The 18,061-nt window shown below is 57.7% G+C and carries 16 protein-coding genes; 2 read left to right on the forward strand and 14 right to left on the reverse strand.

What is annotated here, in order from left to right:
- Positions 1-94 precede the first annotated feature (94 nt).
- From soxB to WD823_RS05090, 6 genes are all read right to left on the reverse strand, one after another.
- The gene (soxB, locus tag WD823_RS05065) at positions 95-1,837 is read right to left on the reverse strand and encodes a thiosulfohydrolase SoxB (protein ID WP_368428399.1); all 1,743 of its coding nucleotides are present in this window, start codon (positions 1,835-1,837) and stop codon (positions 95-97) included.
- Positions 1,838-1,953: 116 nt separating this feature from the next.
- On the reverse strand, positions 1,954-2,814 hold the full coding sequence (soxA, locus tag WD823_RS05070; protein WP_368428400.1) for a sulfur oxidation c-type cytochrome SoxA: 861 nt from the start codon (positions 2,812-2,814) through the stop codon (positions 1,954-1,956).
- A 51-nt stretch (positions 2,815-2,865) separates the two neighbouring features.
- A complete protein-coding gene (soxZ, locus tag WD823_RS05075) occupies positions 2,866-3,186 on the reverse strand; it encodes a thiosulfate oxidation carrier complex protein SoxZ (RefSeq protein WP_368428401.1) in 321 nt (106 codons plus the stop codon).
- 51 nt (positions 3,187-3,237) lie between these two features.
- The gene (soxY, locus tag WD823_RS05080) at positions 3,238-3,711 is read right to left on the reverse strand and encodes a thiosulfate oxidation carrier protein SoxY (RefSeq protein ID WP_368428402.1); all 474 of its coding nucleotides are present in this window, start codon (positions 3,709-3,711) and stop codon (positions 3,238-3,240) included.
- 72 nt (positions 3,712-3,783) lie between these two features.
- Positions 3,784-4,212 carry a sulfur oxidation c-type cytochrome SoxX gene (soxX, locus tag WD823_RS05085; RefSeq protein ID WP_368428403.1) on the reverse strand — a complete coding sequence of 143 codons (429 nt, stop codon included), beginning with the start codon at positions 4,210-4,212 and terminating at the stop codon, positions 3,784-3,786.
- Between the two features lie 336 nt (positions 4,213-4,548).
- Positions 4,549-6,000, reverse strand: a complete 1,452-nt coding sequence (locus tag WD823_RS05090; RefSeq protein ID WP_368428404.1) for a M48 family metalloprotease — start codon at positions 5,998-6,000, stop codon at positions 4,549-4,551.
- A 339-nt stretch (positions 6,001-6,339) separates the two neighbouring features.
- On the opposite strand from WD823_RS05090, the gene WD823_RS05095 reads away from it, so the two are divergent.
- Together WD823_RS05095 and WD823_RS05100 are read left to right on the forward strand one after the other, a co-directional pair.
- The gene (locus WD823_RS05095; protein WP_368428405.1) at positions 6,340-6,564 is read left to right on the forward strand and encodes a sulfurtransferase TusA family protein; all 225 of its coding nucleotides are present in this window, start codon (positions 6,340-6,342) and stop codon (positions 6,562-6,564) included.
- Between the two features lie 295 nt (positions 6,565-6,859).
- Entirely contained in the window at positions 6,860-8,029 is a 1,170-nt protein-coding gene (locus WD823_RS05100; protein ID WP_368428406.1) for a type IV pilus twitching motility protein PilT, read from the forward strand.
- Between the two features lie 57 nt (positions 8,030-8,086).
- Here the strand turns inward: WD823_RS05100 and WD823_RS05105 are convergent, their stop codons facing one another.
- From WD823_RS05105 to WD823_RS05140, 8 genes are all read right to left on the reverse strand, one after another.
- On the reverse strand, positions 8,087-9,478 hold the full coding sequence (locus tag WD823_RS05105) for a PhoH family protein (protein WP_368428407.1): 1,392 nt from the start codon (positions 9,476-9,478) through the stop codon (positions 8,087-8,089).
- On the reverse strand, positions 9,475-9,966 hold the full coding sequence (locus WD823_RS05110) for a peroxiredoxin (RefSeq protein WP_368428408.1): 492 nt from the start codon (positions 9,964-9,966) through the stop codon (positions 9,475-9,477). The genes WD823_RS05105 and WD823_RS05110 overlap by 4 nt, the downstream gene beginning before the upstream one ends.
- A 65-nt stretch (positions 9,967-10,031) precedes the next feature.
- On the reverse strand, positions 10,032-11,855 hold the full coding sequence (locus tag WD823_RS05115) for an adenosylcobalamin-dependent ribonucleoside-diphosphate reductase (RefSeq protein ID WP_368428409.1): 1,824 nt from the start codon (positions 11,853-11,855) through the stop codon (positions 10,032-10,034).
- Positions 11,856-11,861: 6 nt separating this feature from the next.
- Positions 11,862-13,208: a nicotinate phosphoribosyltransferase gene (locus WD823_RS05120; RefSeq protein ID WP_368428410.1), complete on the reverse strand. Its 1,347-nt coding sequence runs from the start codon at positions 13,206-13,208 to the stop codon at positions 11,862-11,864.
- Entirely contained in the window at positions 13,205-13,792 is a 588-nt protein-coding gene (locus WD823_RS05125) for an isochorismatase family protein (RefSeq protein ID WP_368428411.1), read from the reverse strand. The genes WD823_RS05120 and WD823_RS05125 overlap by 4 nt, the downstream gene beginning before the upstream one ends.
- A gap of 66 nt (positions 13,793-13,858) precedes the next feature.
- Positions 13,859-15,589: a DNA polymerase/3'-5' exonuclease PolX gene (gene polX, locus WD823_RS05130; RefSeq protein WP_368428412.1), complete on the reverse strand. Its 1,731-nt coding sequence runs from the start codon at positions 15,587-15,589 to the stop codon at positions 13,859-13,861.
- 2 nt (positions 15,590-15,591) lie between these two features.
- A complete protein-coding gene (locus tag WD823_RS05135) occupies positions 15,592-16,326 on the reverse strand; it encodes a DUF72 domain-containing protein (RefSeq protein WP_368428413.1) in 735 nt (244 codons plus the stop codon).
- Positions 16,327-16,434: 108 nt separating this feature from the next.
- Positions 16,435-17,865, reverse strand: a complete 1,431-nt coding sequence (locus WD823_RS05140) for an RtcB family protein (protein ID WP_368428414.1) — start codon at positions 17,863-17,865, stop codon at positions 16,435-16,437.
- Between the last annotated feature and the right edge of the window lie 196 nt (positions 17,866-18,061).

The raw sequence follows: 18,061 nt of genomic DNA on the forward strand, positions 1-18,061 counted from the left end.
GAGTCGAATCCCTGGGTGGCAAGTTCTGAACATTACTACATCCGGGGGATAGCTGGATACCGTTGACCGGCGAGTCCAGCCGGCGCCGGGCGTATCAGGTAGCCATGCCGGGATTGTTGGCGGCGCCTTTGAGAGCAGGCTTGTAGGGATGATCGATCCGGATGATTTTTTTGTCGCGCAGGTATTCGGCCACGATATCCCAGACGGGTTTCCCGGGTTCGATCGGCTGGACGCTGGCCCAACCCGCGACTTTGTAAATTTTTCGCGGATCAAGCGGCTTGTCTTTTACCGTCATGCTCTGAATACGTTTGCCGTGTGATTGGGTGAGATCGAGCGTGTAGCGCAAACCACCGACACGCACCATGTCACCGCCTTGTTGATAGTAGGGATCGGGGTGGAAGAGGTTATCGGCAATATCTTCCATGATGATCTTGATTTGTTCGCCGCTCAGTTCATTGACGGTGGCCGTGGGATAGGTGATGGCGGTTTGGTCCATCAGATGTTCCATCGTGATGGTATCGCCCGGCAGCAGTGTGGTGCCCCAACGGAATCCCGGCGAGAAGGCGATCTCCGCGTCCTGCACCGCGAGCAGCGCTTCGGCAATCAGCTGATCAAACGTACCGTTGAAATTACCGCGTCGGTAGAGCAACCCTTCCGTTACCGCGAGCTTTTCGCCCAGCTTGTGCAGGAACGGCTTGCGTACCTGATCAATATAGGTAGACATCTCTTTATCGGGAGTAAGAAGATTCGCGAACACGGGCAGCAGCCGGTAGCGAAAATCCAGCAGTCTGCCTTGCTTCACTTTCAGATCCAGCACTGACAAGAACTTGCTGTTGCAACCGGAATTGATGACAAGCGTCTTGCCTCCGGCGTTTTTTACGATCGAGGGCGACGGCATGGCATCGTGCGTGTGTCCACCCAGAATGACGTCTATCCCACGCACACGGCGCGCCATCTTGAGATCCACGTCCATGCCATTGTGCGACAACACCGCAACCAACTGCGCACCTTTACCGCGCGCTTCATTTACCATTTTCTGCATGTGATCGTCGTTGATTCCGAAGGTCCAGTCCGGGATGAGATACCGCGGATTGGCGATGGGGGTATACGGGAAGGCCTGACCGATGATTGCCACCGGCACCTGGTTGATTTCGCGGATGACATAAGGTTTGAAGATCAACTCCCCCCAGGTCATATCGCTGATATTCTGCGCCAGAAATTCGATATGGCCTTTCAGGTCGTTTTCAATAATCTGTTGCACGCGCTCAGCGCCATAGGTGAATTCCCAATGAGCAGTCATTACTTCAACACCGAGCCGCTTCTGGGCATCCACCATGTCCTGTCCTCTGGTCCACAGCGATGTCGCCGAACCCTGCCAACTGTCGCCGCCGTCGAGCAACAGGGTGCGTTGCGGACGGCTCGCGCGCAGTTTTTTGACCAGAGTGGCGAGATGTGCATAACCTCCAATCTTTCCGTAACGGCGCGCCGCCATCTCGAAATCGAGATATGTCAAGGCGTGGGCGTCGATGGACCCGGGCGCGATCCCAAAATGCTTTAACAGGGCTTCGCCCACCAGATGCGGCGGTTTCCCGCGGGCGGTCCCGACGCCGATATTGATGTGCGGTTCGCGGAAATAAGTTGGCATCAGCTGGGCATGACTGTCGGTCAAATGCAGCAGCGTGACATTGCCAAACGGCGGAATGCTGTACAAACTTTCCGGATTGACTTCACCGGCCTCGGCATCGAGGCTGGGTCCGGTTTTGCTTCCGCCAACCAGGCCGGCGGCTGCGCCCACGGCCAGCATTTGCAGGAATTCACGTCGCGAGAGTCCACTCATATGCTTGTATTCGGGTCGGTATTGTTGCGATGCGACATAGGGGTAACTCTGTCCGGTGAAACGCAAACAAAAAACCCGGCGGTAGTGCCGGGTTAAGATTGTTCGCTCCATTTAACCTAATTACGCATGGCCGGCGCCGTCAGGGGCAGGCCGGTGCTCATGTAAGTTTCGTAGAATTGCAAATTGTTATAGGTTTCGCTGCCGTGCTTGTCGGGTTTGGCGCGCACTTGGAAATTACAGGTTGCATAACGCTGATGTATGGTTTCCAGGCGAGCCCAATCAAGACGCTGGGCCGGCCAGCCCACGGGATGGCCCAGCGCCGCGCTCAACGGTTGGTTGCCGCCGAAATTCCTGCCGGCGAGATCCATGTGACAATTGGCGCAGGAAAAGTTGAGCTGACCGCGACGCTGCCACCAGAATTTTTTTCCTGCTTCATATGCCTTGACGGCACCGGGGCTGGATATGTCGATATTGACGCGCTGGCCTTTTGACAGGGAGTAGAAGTAGGCCGTCAGTTCGGCCAGCCGGACGCGGGTCTTGGTGTCCTGGTCGAGGCCGGTAAATGGCGGTTCGCCGTTTTTTTTCAGGCAGTCATTCAAATCCATTTCCGCCGTTCGGATTTTCAGTGTCGTCTCGTCCCAGTAGGGGTAGCCCTGAGCGATGTTCCTGCCTCCGTTTTTGAAACAGCTGGCGAAGTTGCTGCCATTCTTGAATGGGGTCTCCCACATTTTTTTTCCCCGGGTAAGCCCCAGTTCGAGCGGCGGGAAGTCGTTGTACATCATCCATTGATCCCGGTAAGGCTCCAGGCCCGGAAGGGCATAAAGCCCGTTGGCAAAATCATCGAACGGGACGGTAGGGAATTTTTTCTTGAAGAATTCCTGGAATTGCTTGAGATCCGAGGCCGGATCGGCCGATACCGTCGGTGTGATGAATGCGACCGCGCCCAGCATTGCCAGAGGAAGCAGTATTTTTTTCATTGTGGATTCTCCTTTCGTCGGTACCCAGGCTGGATCAGGCCTGAGGTTGCTTCAATTAATGGTGGCTTCCTCACTTCCACTTTCCCCCTTGTTGTCGCTCCAAATGACCTTGATTTTATCTCCGGATTTCGCGCGTTTGAGCTTGATGCCGACCAGCGGGTCTTTCGAGACGCCGGGTCCGAGACTGGCTGACGAGACTTCCTTGCCATTCAGATAGAATGTCATTTTCTGAATGAAGTGTGGCGGCACTTTTTCCTTGGTTTTTGGATCGGTGCGCAGTCCTGTTTCCATCGGGTGGTTTACCAGGACAAGGACATCGGTCACGCCGTCCCGGGTTCTCGTCCGAATTTGGGTTTGCTTGTCAGACGCCATATCGTTACCTCGGCAAATAATAATCGTTAACGCTTCGGGATCGGCTCGGGCTTAGCCCCCGCACCCGCCTACCGTGACCTTGATGTTCTGTTTGGTCATGTAGAGCTTTCCGCCGGATTTGACCACGGCGTAGACGTCCGATGTCTCGGCCATCTTCATGCGGGCGGAAAAATAAGCGGCGCTGCCGGTGAAGCTTGCGTGGGCAATCAGCGGACCCGGGTTTTTTTCGACGAAGATTGCGATGGCCTCGACATTGGACAGATCGGTGGAGACCTGGAACTGTACTTGGGCGCTGTTTTCCGCCTGGGCCGGGGCCTTCAGGGTCACCGCGGCCGAGGACGTCATTTGGGCGGTTCCGAAGAGCGCGGCAATGGCCTCCGCGAGCTTGCGGGAGGCAAACGCTTCCTTGGGCCATTCGGCAGCGCGTCCCGGGAGCGATATGAACGCGCCGAATCCGCCGGCGGCGGTGAGCGCCGCAGTGAGTGCGGTGCGCTTCAGGAAATTACGACGGGGAAAATAGGTCACGGGTCCTCCGGCAATATGAAAAATGTCTTTAAAGTGAGTATTGCTCGCGATATTGAGCATTATGTTTTGACATCACAAGGTCAAAACAAATTCCACAACTTTGTCTATTTCTTCCGGTGTCAGGATCTGATGGCGTCCGAACGGGGGCATGACCGTATGCGGGTTGGCCTTGGCCGCATCCCAAATCTGGTCACGCAGCTTCGCCTTGTCCGGGTACCGTTGTTTCATGGAAACCAGGGGTGGCGCGATGTTGCCTGAAGTGATGTTGGGCATGGCATGACACGCCATGCAGTTGCCCTTTTTGCGGTCGATGGCGATGCAAAATCCCTGCGTCACCATATCCTTCGGGGGATTGGCTTTGTCCTTGCAGACGGCGCTGTGCGAATCGTCGGCATCCGCATTGACCGCGGGCGCGGTCAGGAGCAGCCCGATGCCCAGCAAAGCCGCGGCCACGCCGGTAGCGGCTGCTGCTACTACTACTAAATGAGCGGTAATACGCATTGCTCCTCCTGCAGTTCAGTTCAGTCAACCCACATGTCATCTCGACCGGCCGGCGCGTCTGTGAGCGGGATAACCGTCTCGACGGCTAAACAATTTGACGTCCGCGAAGTAGCATACCTTCCTCATCGGGAATGACAACCCCCTGATTGCACGGGAAGCAGCACCGAATATAAGCATTGGTTAATATACTGCGCCGGCTAAGCCACGGGTGCCGCAGCGGAACTTGTCTGAGGAAAAAACTACTTCCGAGAGAGTAAGCCAATATGCCGATAACCCTTACGGTATTAAGAACACGCGTGGAATCGACGGCTGGCGGACCGGGCCCAGCGCCAACAGCTATTTTTCCTGATAGGCTTTGATCTCTTCCCGGATGGCGGCAATTCGGGCCTCAAGGCTTGATTGCAGATAGAAATTGTCTCCGGCAAAACGGGCCGCAAGCTGCAACTGCTCGATCGCCGCATGGGGATTTCCATTCAGATAATAGTATTCGGCGAGCGCCTTGTGTGCCTCGTGGTTCGAGCCGGTGCCGCCGGCAGCCTGAGCCAGCATTTTGTAAAGCGCCGGGTCATCCGGACGCTGTTTCAGCGCGAGCGCCAGCAGTTCCTTGGCCGGCGCGTGCCGTTCGGTCTTGAGCACCGCGCCGGCGTGGTACCGCATCAGGGTTGCATTCATGGGATATTTGGCGGTGGCATCGGCATAAAGGGCAAGTGCCTGCTGGTAATTCTGCGCCGCCATCTCGATTTCCGCCTGCAGGATACGATAGGTTAATTTGTTCGGTTGACGCTCAGTCAATTTCTTTGCTTCCACCCGCGCATTCGCTAGTTGCCGCGCCCGCAGCAACGCCACCGCATACCCGTAATGCTCCGCGTCGGCGTTACGGTATTTTCCCTGAGCCAGGTTTTCTCTGAATCCGCGGGTGATTTCATCCGGATTGCCCGGGGAGAGCGCGCGTATCTTCGCGCGGACATGCTCGAATTCCAGACTGTCAGGAACTTGACGAACCTGGAATTTCTCGGCGCGGTTGCGCGAATCGGCAATGCGATTGGTGGTCACCGGGTGCGTACGAAGATATTCGGGGAGACTGGTCTCATTCAATCGATTGAGATTCTGCATCTGCTCGAAGAATGCCGGCATGGCACGCGGGTCAAAACCCGATTGAGCCAGAATCTGCATGCCGATGCGGTCGGCTTCCTCTTCAAATGTGCGCGTGTAGTTGATTCCTTTCTGGGTAACCGCCGCGCTGGTTAATGCGATCGCGGCCTCGCCGCTTTGATGCCCGGAACTCGCCAGCAGTATACCGGCCAAAATGGCCGCCATGGCGGGAAGGCTGGTCCGCTGCGATTCCGTGATTAAACGCGGGATGTGGCGTTGGGTGATGTGTGCCGTTTCATGGGCGAGAACAGAAGCGAGCTCGGCCTCGCTTTTTGTGGTCAATATGAGACCCGTGTGTACACCGATAAATCCGCCCGGTAGCGCGAACGCGTTGACGGTAGGATTATTGATCACGAAAAACCGGAAATCCTGGCGCGCCCCGTCGCTGTTTGACACCAGCTTTTGTCCGAGCATCTGGATGTACTCGTTGGTTTCCGGATCTTCCATGAATGCCAGCGTGCGCCGCGACTGCCGCATGAGATTTTCGCCCAGCTTGCGTTCCTGCGTCGGGGATATCACCGCGATCGATTCGTCGCCGAGGTCGGGGAGCGCGGTGTTGGCGGCGAACACGGAGGATAATCCACTCTGGAGCAGAAGACTTGCCGCGAGTACTGCAGGAAATAACTTATATGACATGGGCATTATTCTAAGAGTGATTAGTCAAATTTTCGACCGAGAAACTTTACGTTGGTTGAGGAAACCGTCGAGATAGATTCCAGCAAAAGCAACGTCAAAAAATCATGGGGGCTTAAATTATAACTTTCAATAGGTTAACAGAAAAAACCGTGAAATGCCTGCGCCAGTCCCCCCATTTGTGGTGTGAATGTCGCTGACAGTTGCAAATTAGAGATACTAACAAAAAGGGAAATGGCGGCCTGCTGCATTGACGACGTTTCATTCAATATGTGAACTCGATATGATTGCGCTATAGTTGAACCTATCATTTCTGAGTTCGTTTCTGTTCGAGGACGAAAAATGGCTGATCAGGAACTTGATGCTCGCGGACTGAATTGCCCTCTGCCTATCTTGCGTGCCAAGAAAGCGCTGAATATGCTGACTACCGGTCAGACACTACTGATATTGGCCACCGATCCGGGTTCGGCAAAAGATTTTGAGGTGTTCGCGAAGCAAACCGGCAATCAACTCCTGGAGTCAAAGGCATTAAATGGCGAGTACACCTTTTTGCTGAAAAAGAGCTGAACGAGGCTCGTCGCGTGTTTAAACGGGTTCGGCTTTCCGTGACGCTTTTCGCTTTTATAATTCTGAATTTCCTCGGTTGGCAATAACCACCCTTTCTTAAAGTCGGCGATTTTCAGGTTTTAATATATGTACCGGCCGCTGATCGTAACAGCCGAATTCCCCTGGCCGGTCAGTTTCAGCTTTTCCCGGCGATTATCTTGTTGAATGCGGATTTAACCCTGATCGCGCACCGGGCAATATGGTCTAAACTAGTAGCATCCTGATCATCCATCGAGCATTTGAATAGCAACGAACAATGACCGAAACCACCAGTAATCGAAATACCAAATCCGTTCCGGGATCCGTCGGCGAGAACGAGCCGGTAACCGGGGCGATAACCGGATCAACCGACCCACTCAAGCTTCTCAGCCAGATTCTGGCCCACGCGGTGCGCGTCAATGCATCGGATATTCATTTACGCACGCGCAATCATCCGATTCTGCGGGTTGACGGCAACCTGCGCGGCTTGCGCGAAATTCCTCCGTTCCCGCCGGAATTCATGGAACAATTGTCACGTACGATGATGTCCGCCCGGCTTCAGACGCAGTTCGAAAAGGCACACCAGGTTGACCTTTCGATTGGATTCAAGGATATCGGGCGCGTTCGTGCCAATATATTTTACCAGCGTGGCTCGATTGGCATGGTGCTGCGCGTTATCAGCACCAACATACCGACCCCCGAGGAATTATTGCTGCCGGAAATAGTGAGAGATTTTACTAAACTGGAACGGGGTTTGATATTGCTGACCGGCGCCACCGGATGCGGTAAATCCACGACACTCGCCTCGCTCATCAACAGCATCAATCTCTCGCGCAGCGAGCACATCATCACCATCGAGGACCCCGTCGAATTTCTCTTTTCTGAAAAGCGCTCCATTATCACACAACGCGAGGTTGGTATTGATACCAATACCTTCGCCGAAGCGATGCGCGCCGCTCTCCGTGAAGACCCGGATGTAATTCTCTTGGGCGAAATGCGCGATCCGGAGACCATCGAGACCGCCATGACGGCGGCGGAAACCGGCCATCTCGTTTTCTCGACCGTGCATTCACCGGCGGCGGCGGAAACCATTTCACGCATCGTCACCAGTTTTCCGCCGGAGGCACAGGTCGGCATCCGGGCTAAACTGGCGCAAAATCTCCGTGGCGTGGTCAGCCAGCGTCTGCTGCCGCGCAAGAACAACCAGGGCCGCATTGTCGCCTGCGAGGTCATGACCGTTTCGGCGCTGGCGCGTGAATATATTCTGGATCCGCTCAAGGTCAAGGAACTGGGCGATTTGATCCGCAAAGGAACAGCGGCCGAGGGCATGCTCAGTTTCGATGCAGCGTTGCTCCAGCTGGTCAAGCAGGGATACATCGATGAAGAAACCGCTTTGTTCTATGCAACCAGCGCCACCGACCTCAAGCTGAAACTGCAAGGATTCTGAGGCGTTTTTACGTCTGTTTCGATCGGCACTCATTACCGCGATGGCGTGTCGATTGTGTTACAAGATTTCTGTAGCGTGATCCGCCAGGCGCGAGCGTTCGCCACGTTGCAGTGTTACATGTCCGCTGTGTTCCCATGTCTTGAACCGGTCTACGACGTACGTCAGGCCGGATGTCGTTTCCGTCAAATACGGCGTGTCGATCTGGGCGATATTACCGAGGCACACGATCTTGCTGCCGGGACCGGCGCGGGTGACGAGGGTTTTGATCTGGTGCGGGCTCAGGTTCTGCGCTTCGTCAATAATGAGAAATTTTTTCAGAAACGTGCGCCCACGCATGAAGTTGAGCGACTTGATGCGGATGCGGTTCCGGAGCAGATCGTGCGTGGCGGCGCGACCCCAGGCCCCGTGCTCATGGGTCGCGGTTTCCTGCAGCACGTCGAGATTGTCTTCAAGCGCCCCCATCCACGGACCCATTTTTTCCTCTTCCGTGCCGGGTAGAAAGCCGATGTCCTCGCCTACCGGGACGGTCATGCGCGTCATGATGATTTCCGTGTAGCGCTTGATTTCCAGAGTTTGCATCAACGCGGATGCGAGCGTGAGCAAGGTTTTTCCCGTGCCGGCCTGTCCAAGCAGGGTAACGAAATCAATCTCCGGATTCATGAGCAGATTCAAGGCAAAATTCTGCTCGCGATTTCGCGCGCTGATGCCCCAGACTTTATTGCGCTCCGCGGCATAGTCCTGAACGACCTCGATGACCGCCGCATCATTCTCGATCCGGCGCACCACGGCCTCGAACGGACGTTGGTCGTTGGTGAAGATAAACAGATTCGGAATCCACGCGCGTGCCTTCGGTCCGCGCAGGCGGTAAAACGTGCGGCCCTCTTCCTTCCATGATTCCATCTTTTTGCTGTGAGTTTCCCAGAAATCCCCGTCCAGTTTCTCCATGCCGGTGTAGAGCAGGTTGGCGTCGTCCAATACCTGATCGTTGGTGTAATCCTCCGCGAGAATGCCGAGGGCGCGCGCCTTGAGACGCAAGTTGATATCTTTCGTGACGAGGATGGATTGACGGTCAGGATGGCCTTTCCCGAGGTCGAGCGTGATGCCCAGCAAGGCATTGTCGGAACTGCGCCCGGAAAGGCCGAAGGGCAAAGGGCTCCGCGCCTGTTCCATGTGAAAATAAAGATGTCCGGTCTCGATGTCTTTTGAGACCGAGGGAAGCTTTATCCCGTGGCTGATGTCGCCATTGGCCTTTTCCACCAGCTCATCGAGCAAGCGGCTGACCTGGCGCACGTTACGCGCGATTTCGGACATCCCCACCTTGCTGTTATCGAGTTCTTCCAGCACCACGATGGGGATGTACACATCGTGTTCCTGGAAGCGCAGAATCGAAGTGGGATCGTGGATGAGGACGTTGGTGTCGACGACGAAAATCTTGCGCTTGTTGGTCATTGACGCTTGGTACCGGATTTTCGCAGTTTCTCGATTTCCTCGATGACCGCCTCAACGTGACCCTTTACCTTGACGCCGCGGAACTCCTTGCGCAGCACGCCGTGGTCGTCGAGGATGAATGTGCTGCGGTCCACGCCGAGGTATTTCCTGCCGTATAGGCTCTTTTCCCGCATAACATCGAAGAGTTTGCAGAGCGTTTCGTCTTCATCGGAGATCAACTCGAAGGGGAACTTGAATTTGGCCTTGAATTTTTCGTGTGACGCCAGGTTGTCTCGCGATACGCCGTAGACGACGGTGTTGAGTTTCTCGAACCGGCTGTAATGATCGCGGAAATCACGGCCTTCCAGGGTACAGCCCGGCGTGTTGTCCTTGGGGTAGAAATACAGCACGGTAAACTTTCCCTTAAGCGAACGCAGGCTGGAAGTCTTGCCGCCGGTGGCCTGAATTTTCACGTCGGAAACCGGGTTATCCACTACCGCTTTTTTCATGGTGGTTTTCCGCAGCCGATCGCCGGATTGTATCGGGATGCGTGCCCGGTTAACAGGGATCGCCGTCAATCCGCCTCGCGCTCGACGTGACAGCAGTGCGGAGCCAGATCGCCGTTTTTCTCGCCGCGTAATACTTCGCCGGTGACGGGATTGGGACGGAATGTGGTGCAGCCTTTCAGGCCCATGTGGTCGGCCTGCCGGTAAATTTCCTTGAAGTCGTCGAAACGATAATGGCGCGGGACATTGATGGTTTTGGAGATGGAATTATCCACGAAGGGTTGTAACGCCGCCTGCATCCCGAGATGCGCCGAAGGCGAGAGGGCGGATATGTCCACAAAAGCCCGGGTGGGTTTTTCAGACCCACGCTGCTGGCGCCATAGGCGCAGGGCGAAATCGGTCAGATCGTGTTCGGAATAATTTCCATCGAGTTCGAGCACCCGGCGCTTATGGCTGAATTCATACACCGGCTCCAAGCCGCTGGAAATGTTGTTCGCGAGCAGGCTGATCGTGCCGGTCGGGGCGATTGCAGTCAAATGGCTGTTGCGCAGTCCATGTTGCGCAATGTCTTCCCGGATGTCAGGCGGAAGTGTCCGGATGAATTTTCCCTGCAGATACTTCTCTTTTTCAAAATAAGGGAACACCCCTTTCTCTTTCGCCAACGCGATCGAAGCGCGGTAAGCCGCATGACAGATCCGTTGCATCGCGCGCGCGGCCAGCTCCTGCGCCGGTTTTTCACCGTAGTGCAGGCCCAGCATGACAAGCGTGTCCGCCAGGCCCGTGACACCGAGACCGATTCGGCGCGAGCCGCGTGCCTGGGCAGCTTGTGTCGCAAGCGGAAACAGCGAGGCATCAATCACATTGTCCATCATTCGCGTGGCGATTTCGGCGGTTTGATGTATGCCGTCCAGATCCAGTTGCGCCTTGTCGCTGAAGGGATCGCGCACGAATGCCGTCAGGTTAATTGAGCCGAGATCGCAGGCGCCGTAGGGAGGCAACGGAATTTCGCCGCAAGGGTTGGTGGCGCTGATCTGCTCGCGATACCAAAGATTATTGAATTCGTTGATCCGGTCGATGAACAGCACGCCGGGCTCGGCATAGTCATAGGTCGCGCGCATGAGCCTGTCCCAGAGTGACCGGGCGCGGATTTTTCCGTGAATGCGGCAGCGCACCGGTTCGTTATTTCCCGACCAGGCGCGCATCACGGTCTCTCCCTCCGCCGAGTCGCCACTGTCAACAGGGAAAACGAGCGCCCATGCTCCATCCTGACGGACGGCGTCCATGAACGCCTGGGTGACCAGCACGGATAGATTGAAATGGCGCAGTACCTGGCTGTCCCGCTTGGCGTCGATAAACTCCTCAATATCGGGATGATCGCTGCGAAGCGTGGCCATCATCGCGCCGCGCCGCGCGCCGGTGGAGAGCAATGTCGCGCACATCGCGTCCCAGATCTTCATGAAGGAAACCGGACCGGAGGCGACGGTGCCGACGCCACGGGCCGGCGCGCCTTTCGGTCGCAGGGTTGAAAAATCATAGCCCACACCGCCGCCTTGCTGCATGGTGAGCGCGCCTTCCTTCAGTCCGTCGAATATCCCGTCCATTGAATCTTCAATGACGTTCATGACGAAACAGTTAAACAGCGTGACGCGCCGCGTTGTGCCGGCTCCGGCCTGGATCCGGCCGCCCGGAAGAAATTTAAAATTTTTCAGCGTTTCGTAGAAAATCGTTTCCCACCGGGAGGAATGTTCCCGTTCCACGCCGGCCAGGGCGCGCGCGACGCGTCGCCAGGTATCGTCGACAGTCCGGTCATGCACGGTGTCGCCGTCCCGGTACCGGTACTTGCTGTCCCAGATATGGCGTGAAATTTCGGTGACGAAGGGATCGTCGGTCATGATGCGTCAATTCTGCATGGACTGCCGGTCAAGTTTCGCTGCCAGTTCACGTACCGCCTTGGCCACGATCACGGGATACGGCGGTCCATCCTGACGGGCACGCAAGCCGGCCGGCAGGCGAGCGAGTTCCTGCGTGGATCGCCGGCGGATATCCTCGAGGGTTTCCGGACCGCGGATACGCCTGCCGTCTCGCATCACGGGCACGATCAGCGCCGTTCCCGTCGTCGGGTCATCATCCAGGGTGAGCACATCACCGGACATAGCGCCACCGGCACCGTATGTTCGATACACCTGCTTGCGTCCGGGCCAGGTGGCCTTGCCTTCGGAACGCTTGCGCCGCGGGCGTCCGGCGTACTCCTCCAGCTTGTACGCGCAGTCCAGAAACGGGGCGTCGGATGAGGTAGCCATGTGAGTACCGATTCCAAATCCGTCGATCGGCGCGCCGCGGGCAAGCAGGTTTTGCACCGCATATTCGTCGAGACTGCCGCTGGAGAAAATGCGAATCTCCTTCAACCCGGCATTGTCCAGAATCCGGCGTACGTTTCTGGAGTGTTCGGCGAGATCACCGCTGTCCAGCCGCACTGCCTTGATGGCGATGCCCATTTTTTCAAGCCGTGGCGCCAGATGCACCACCTCACGCGCCGCTGCCTCGGTGTCATAAGTGTCAATGAGCAATATCACGTTTTCCGGTTGCGCGCGGGCAAAATGCTCGAAGGCCAGCGTTTCGCTGTCGTGCGCCTGGATGAAGGAATGCGCCATGGTGCCGGCCACCGGTATGTTGAATTCAGCACCCGCCAGCACATTCGAGGTACTCTGAAATCCGGCGAGGTAGCTGGCCCGCGCGGCGAGCAACGCCGCCTCGGCTCCGTGCGCGCGGCGCAAACCGAAATCAACAAGCAGCTTGCCGGGAGCCGCCAATACCACGCGCGCGGCCTTGGATGCGATGAGTGTCTGGAAATGCAGCAGGTTGATAATCCGGCTTTCGACAAGCTGCGCCTGGGGAAGGGGGGCGGTCACGCGCAGGATCGGCTCATCGGCGAAGAATACGGTTCCCTCCGGCATGGCATGCACGTCACCCGTGAAGCGCAGCTTGGCCAGTGACTCGGGAAAATCACGACTGAAGCGTCCGGAATCGCGCACCCACTCGAGTTCCGCCCCGCTGAAATGCAGGATTTCGAGAAATGCCAGCACCTGTTCCAGACCGGCCGCGAGCAGAAAGCCGCGATTCGGCGGCAGCCGCCGCACGAAGAATTCGAAAACGGCGATGTCGTTCATTCCCTGCTCGAAGTATCCCTGCAGCATGGTCAGCTGGTAGAGATCGGTGAGCAGGGGGCTTTTCGGAAGTTCAATCATGTGCCGAGCGAAGCCAAGGCGATCGGCTGCGCCCCGAGTCGTACCATCTCCGCTTCGGCCTTCAGGCCGTCATCATGATTGACGTTGACGGCGCGGATGGCATCGGACAGCAGGAAAACATCGTAGCCGAGTTTACAGGCGTCCCGAACGGTATTCAGAACGCAATAATCGGTGGCGAGACCGCCGACGAATACGCGTTTGATATTTTTTTCACGCAGAGATTGATCGAGTCGGGTTCCTTCAAAACCGGAATAGGCGTCCCTCCCCGGCTCGGTCGCCTTCGAGACAATTGTCGCGCCCGCCGGTAATTCCAGATCCCGGGCAAAGCGCGCGCCGTTTGTCTCGGCCACGCAATGCGGCGGCCAGGGCCCTTCCTGCGCCTTGAAGGAGCAATGGTCGGGCGGATGCCAGTCGCGCGTGGCGTAAACGGGCAATCCGCGCGCCGCGAAGGCGGCGATGTAGCGGTTCAATATCGGCACGACCTCGTCGCCCTGCGTAACTGCCAGGCTGCCGCCGGGAAGGAAATCGTTCTGCACGTCCACGACGATCAGGGTGTCACCCTTTTGAAGCACGATCTTGTCCATGTGCTTGTGCGGTTCGGGTTGCCGCCGGATTGAGCCGCGCGCAGCGCTGCGCGCGGCTCAATCCGGCTAGGAGGAAATTGTACGCTTAAGCAGCGTTCGCAGCAGCTTGAGCGATCGGGTATTGAGCACATCCTTTTTTTCCAGCCAGCCGCGCCGAGCCTGGCCCACGCCATACAGGAGATTGTCGAAATCCCGGATACCGTGGGCGTCGGAACTGATGGCGACCAGCACACCTTCGTCGCGCGCCATCTGGCAGTAGATGTCCAGCAGGTCCAACCGCTTCGGGTGGGCGTTGAGCTCCAGGAAACAACCACGTTCGCGTGCCTTGCGAATGATCTTGAGCATGTTTACGTCATACGGCTCGCGACTGTCGAGTAAACGCCCCGACGGGTGAGCCAGGATGGAGAAATGAGGGCGATCCATCGCACGCAGGATGCGCTCGGTCTGTTTCGCGCGCGAGAGGTGGAACTGGCTGTGCACCGCGCCGACCACGAGATCCAGCTCGGAAAGCACGTCATCCGGCAGATCGAGATGCCCGTCCTCGAGGATGTCCACCTCGATGCCTTTTAATATGATGATGTTCTTGGACTGGCTATTCAATTTGTCTATTTCGTTCATCTGCTTGCGCAGTTGCTGCGGATCAAGCCCGTGCGCCACCGTGAGCCGGCGCGAGTGCTCGGTGATCGCGAGATACTCCAGGCCCTGATCGCGCGCGGCCGCGGCCATCTCGCGCAGGGTGTTGTGGCCGTCGGTGGCCTTGGTATGGGCGTGCAGATCGCCCTTGAGGTCGGCGAGTTCCACGAGTTTGGGCAGCTTGCCGGCGCGCGCGGCCTCGATTTCGCCGCGATTCTCACGCAGTTCGGGCGCTATCCATGGCAGACCGACCGCCCGGTATACGGATTCCTCCGTATCGCCGGCAAGGCGTTTTTCGCCTTTGAAGACGCCGTACTCGCTTACCTTGAGCCCGTGTTCCTGCGCCAGCCGGCGGATCTCGATGTTGTGCGCCTTGGAGCCGGTGAAGTACTGCAACGCGGCGCCAAAGCAGTCTTTGTCCACCGCGCGCACGTCCACTTGCAGGCCGGATTTGAGGATCACGGTGGCGCGCGTGCTGCCCTTGGCGTGTATGTCCCTGACCTCGTCATAGGCGACGAACCGGTCCATCACATTTTCAGTGTTCGTCGCCGTCACCAGAATGTCGATATCGCCCACGGTCTCCTTGAAGCGACGGTAGGAGCCCGCCAGCATCACCCGACCGACACCCGGGATTTTTTCCAGATATTTTTTCAGCGGCTTGGCATACTGGGCCGCCACGGCCAGCTTGAAGCGCTTCTGCTCGGTCACGTGCGCCGAAATGGCTTGCAGAATGGTCTGCTCGGTTTTAGCGCCGAAGCCCGGCAGTTCGCGAATGCGTCCATCCTGCGCGGCGCGGGCGAGCTGCTCCACGGTATGCACATCGAGCTCATGGTAGAGCGCGCGCACACGCTTGGGTCCGAGGCCGGGGATCTTGAGCAGTTCCGTGATGCTGGGCGGAGTTTTTTTGCGCAGCTTTTCCAGAGACCGGCACATGCCGGTCGCGACGATTTCCCCGATCTTGGCCGCGAGATCATCGCCGATACCGGGCAATTCGGTCAGGTCCTCGCCCTGGGATAGCATCTCCGCGACCGGCACGCCCATGCCTTGCAATTGGCGCGCGGCATTACGGTAGGCGCGCACGCGGAACGGGTTCGCGTTTTCAATTTCAAGGAGGTCGGCGATTTCCTCGAAGATGGCGGCGATGTCGGCGTTGTGCACAGGCATGATCAGTTGCATCCCGCCAGCGCGGCCAGCGCTTGGGCATTTCGCGGGGCCGCGCCCAGGGCATCGTTGTCGAAGTAGACGTGGACGTTGCGACCCTGCTTGAGCCAGCGATGGATGCGTTTGGCCCACTGTCCCAGTTCTCTCGTGCCGTAGGCCGAGGCGTAAGTGACTGCGTGTCCGTGCAGCCGGACATACACCATGTCGGTGGTCACGGCGTCCCACAGCGGCCAGTCGGCGGCGTCCGACTGGCAGACGGCAATGTGATGCGTGCGCAGGCACGCGGCGACTTCATCGTCGAACCAGGAGTCATGGCGGAATTCGATCGCGTGTCGCGCCCGGGGCCAGGATTCCAGCGCCCTGGCGAACAGCTGCAAGCGCTCCATGTTTTTGCGAAACGGTCGCGGCAGTTGCCATATGACGGCCGCGAGTTTTTCACCCAGGCCCCTGGCGTGATCGCGTTCGAGGCGAATGGCGGGCAGCGGATCGGCGAGTTTCTTGTTGTGCGTCAGGAAGCGGTTGCCCTTGATGGCGAAGCGGAAATCGGCCGGCGTCGCGTCATGCCAGCGACGAAATGTTTCCTTGCTTTGCAGACGGTAAAAGCTGGCATTGACTTCAATGCTGTTGAAATGCTCGGCGCAGAATCTCAGCCAGTTTTTGCGTGGAATCCCGTGGTAGAAGTCGTCGCGCCAGGAATCGTAATTCCAGCCGCTGGTCCCGATGTAAACCTGACCTGACATAAAGAATGAATAGACAGGATTAACAGGATTAAATCGACAACAACCAAGATGCTTTCGATTTTTGAGAAGTAATCCTGTTAATCCTGTGAATCTTGTCCATTTGATTTTTTATCCTTTTATGCAAACCAAAGGCTCAAGGCGCGCCACTTTTCGTGCCAGTCCGGCGGCATCGGCGGCGTCCACCACGGCGGATACGTCCTTGTAGGCGCCCGGCGCCTCTTCGGCCACGCCGCGACCGGAGGGGCTGCGAATCAGAATCCCGCGCGCCGCCAGCTCGTCGATCACCTGCCGGCCTTTCCAGGTTTTGTACGCCTGGTGCCGGCTCATGGCGCGGCCGGCGCCGTGGCAGGCGGAACTGAATGACAGCGCTTCACCTGCTGCGGCGCCCACCAGTATGTAAGATCCGGTACCCATGGAACCACCGATCAGTACCGGTTGGCCGACGGCGCGCAAGATGTCGGGAATATCAGGATGGCCCGGACCGAAGGCGCGCGTCGCGCCCTTGCGGTGCACGTAAAGCTTGCGCGGTCTTCCGTCCACGACATGATCCTCCACCTTGCAGGTGTTATGGGAGACGTCGTAAAGCAACGGCAGACGCGCCTTGGGCAGTACTCGGGCGAAGGCATCGCGCACGAGATGGGTGAGAATCTGCCGGTTGGCGAGCGCGCAGTTGATGGCGGCACGCATGGCGCCAAGGTAATCCTCGCCCAGCGGGGAGTTGATCGGGGCGCAGGCAAGTTCGCGGTCGGGCAGGGTGATGCCATAGCGCGACGCGGCGACGACCATTTCTTTCAGGAACTCGGTGCCGATCTGATGCCCGAGACCGCGCGAGCCGCAATGGATGCTGACGACGACGTCGTTTTCGCGAATGCCGAACACGTTCGCTGTTTTCGTGTCGAACACCTCCGCGACTTTCTGTACTTCGAGATAATGGTTGCCCGAACCCAGCGTGCCCATCTCGTCGCGCTGGCGCTTCTTTGCGTGCTCGGACACGCAATCCGGACGCGCGCCGCGCATCTGGCCCTGCTCTTCAATGCGATCGAGATCCGGTTTGCTCCCATAGCCTTGTGCCACCGCCCAACGTGCGCCGCCCGCAAGCATCGCGTCCATTTCGGATGGATTCAGGCGGATGTCGCCGGTGCTGCCCAGACCCGCCGGAATCTCGTTATATAAGGTGTCGGCCAGGGTTTTCTGGACCGCCATGACGTCCTCGGTGTTTAGTCCGGTATGGAGGCAGCGCACGCCGCACGAGATGTCGAAGCCGACGCCGCCCGCCGAGACCACACCGCCTTCATCCGGATCGAAGGCGGCCACGCCGCCGATGGGAAAGCCGTAGCCCCAGTGCGCATCGGGCATGGCGTAGGACGCCTTGACGATGCCGGGCAGCGTCGCGACGTTGCACACCTGTTCGTATACCTTGTTGTCCATGGCACGGATCAGCGCTTCGTCGGCGTAGAGCACCGCGGGCACGCGCATGGCGCCGTGAGGCGCGATCTCCCATTCGTAATCGGTGTGACGGCTGAAAAGTGATATATCCATTTGGTTTTGTATCGCCTTCGGTGACGCATATTTGTGGGTGGCTGACCCACGGCAGGTTACTTTGGACTCGGACCATCCCTGGTCCTCGCCCTGCGGGCCGCCTGCGGCGGTCCAAATTCGATCCTGTCGAATTTGTCTTTGCTTGTGCAAAGAAAGTGACCCTGGGTCGGGGGCGGAGCATCCCAGATTCAAATAA

Source organism: Sulfuricaulis sp., assembly GCF_040901545.1.
Taxonomy (GTDB): Bacteria; Pseudomonadota; Gammaproteobacteria; order Acidiferrobacterales; family Sulfurifustaceae; genus Sulfuricaulis.

Coding starts and splice junctions, on each gene's coding strand:
- soxB (WP_368428399.1), bottom strand. CDS start 1,837: ATGAGTGGACTCTCGCGACGTGAATTCCTGCAAATGCTGGCCGTGGGC.
- soxA (WP_368428400.1), bottom strand. CDS start 2,814: ATGAAAAAAATACTGCTTCCTCTGGCAATGCTGGGCGCGGTCGCATTC.
- soxZ (WP_368428401.1), bottom strand. CDS start 3,186: ATGGCGTCTGACAAGCAAACCCAAATTCGGACGAGAACCCGGGACGGC.
- soxX (WP_368428403.1), bottom strand. CDS start 4,212: ATGCGTATTACCGCTCATTTAGTAGTAGTAGCAGCAGCCGCTACCGGC.
- WD823_RS05090 (WP_368428404.1), bottom strand. CDS start 6,000: ATGTCATATAAGTTATTTCCTGCAGTACTCGCGGCAAGTCTTCTGCTC.
- WD823_RS05095 (WP_368428405.1), top strand. CDS start 6,340: ATGGCTGATCAGGAACTTGATGCTCGCGGACTGAATTGCCCTCTGCCT.
- WD823_RS05100 (WP_368428406.1), top strand. CDS start 6,860: ATGACCGAAACCACCAGTAATCGAAATACCAAATCCGTTCCGGGATCC.
- WD823_RS05105 (WP_368428407.1), bottom strand. CDS start 9,478: ATGACCAACAAGCGCAAGATTTTCGTCGTCGACACCAACGTCCTCATC.
- WD823_RS05110 (WP_368428408.1), bottom strand. CDS start 9,966: ATGAAAAAAGCGGTAGTGGATAACCCGGTTTCCGACGTGAAAATTCAG.
- WD823_RS05115 (WP_368428409.1), bottom strand. CDS start 11,855: ATGACCGACGATCCCTTCGTCACCGAAATTTCACGCCATATCTGGGAC.
- WD823_RS05120 (WP_368428410.1), bottom strand. CDS start 13,208: ATGATTGAACTTCCGAAAAGCCCCCTGCTCACCGATCTCTACCAGCTG.
- WD823_RS05125 (WP_368428411.1), bottom strand. CDS start 13,792: ATGGACAAGATCGTGCTTCAAAAGGGTGACACCCTGATCGTCGTGGAC.
- polX (WP_368428412.1), bottom strand. CDS start 15,589: ATGCCTGTGCACAACGCCGACATCGCCGCCATCTTCGAGGAAATCGCC.
- WD823_RS05135 (WP_368428413.1), bottom strand. CDS start 16,326: ATGTCAGGTCAGGTTTACATCGGGACCAGCGGCTGGAATTACGATTCC.
- WD823_RS05140 (WP_368428414.1), bottom strand. CDS start 17,865: ATGGATATATCACTTTTCAGCCGTCACACCGATTACGAATGGGAGATC.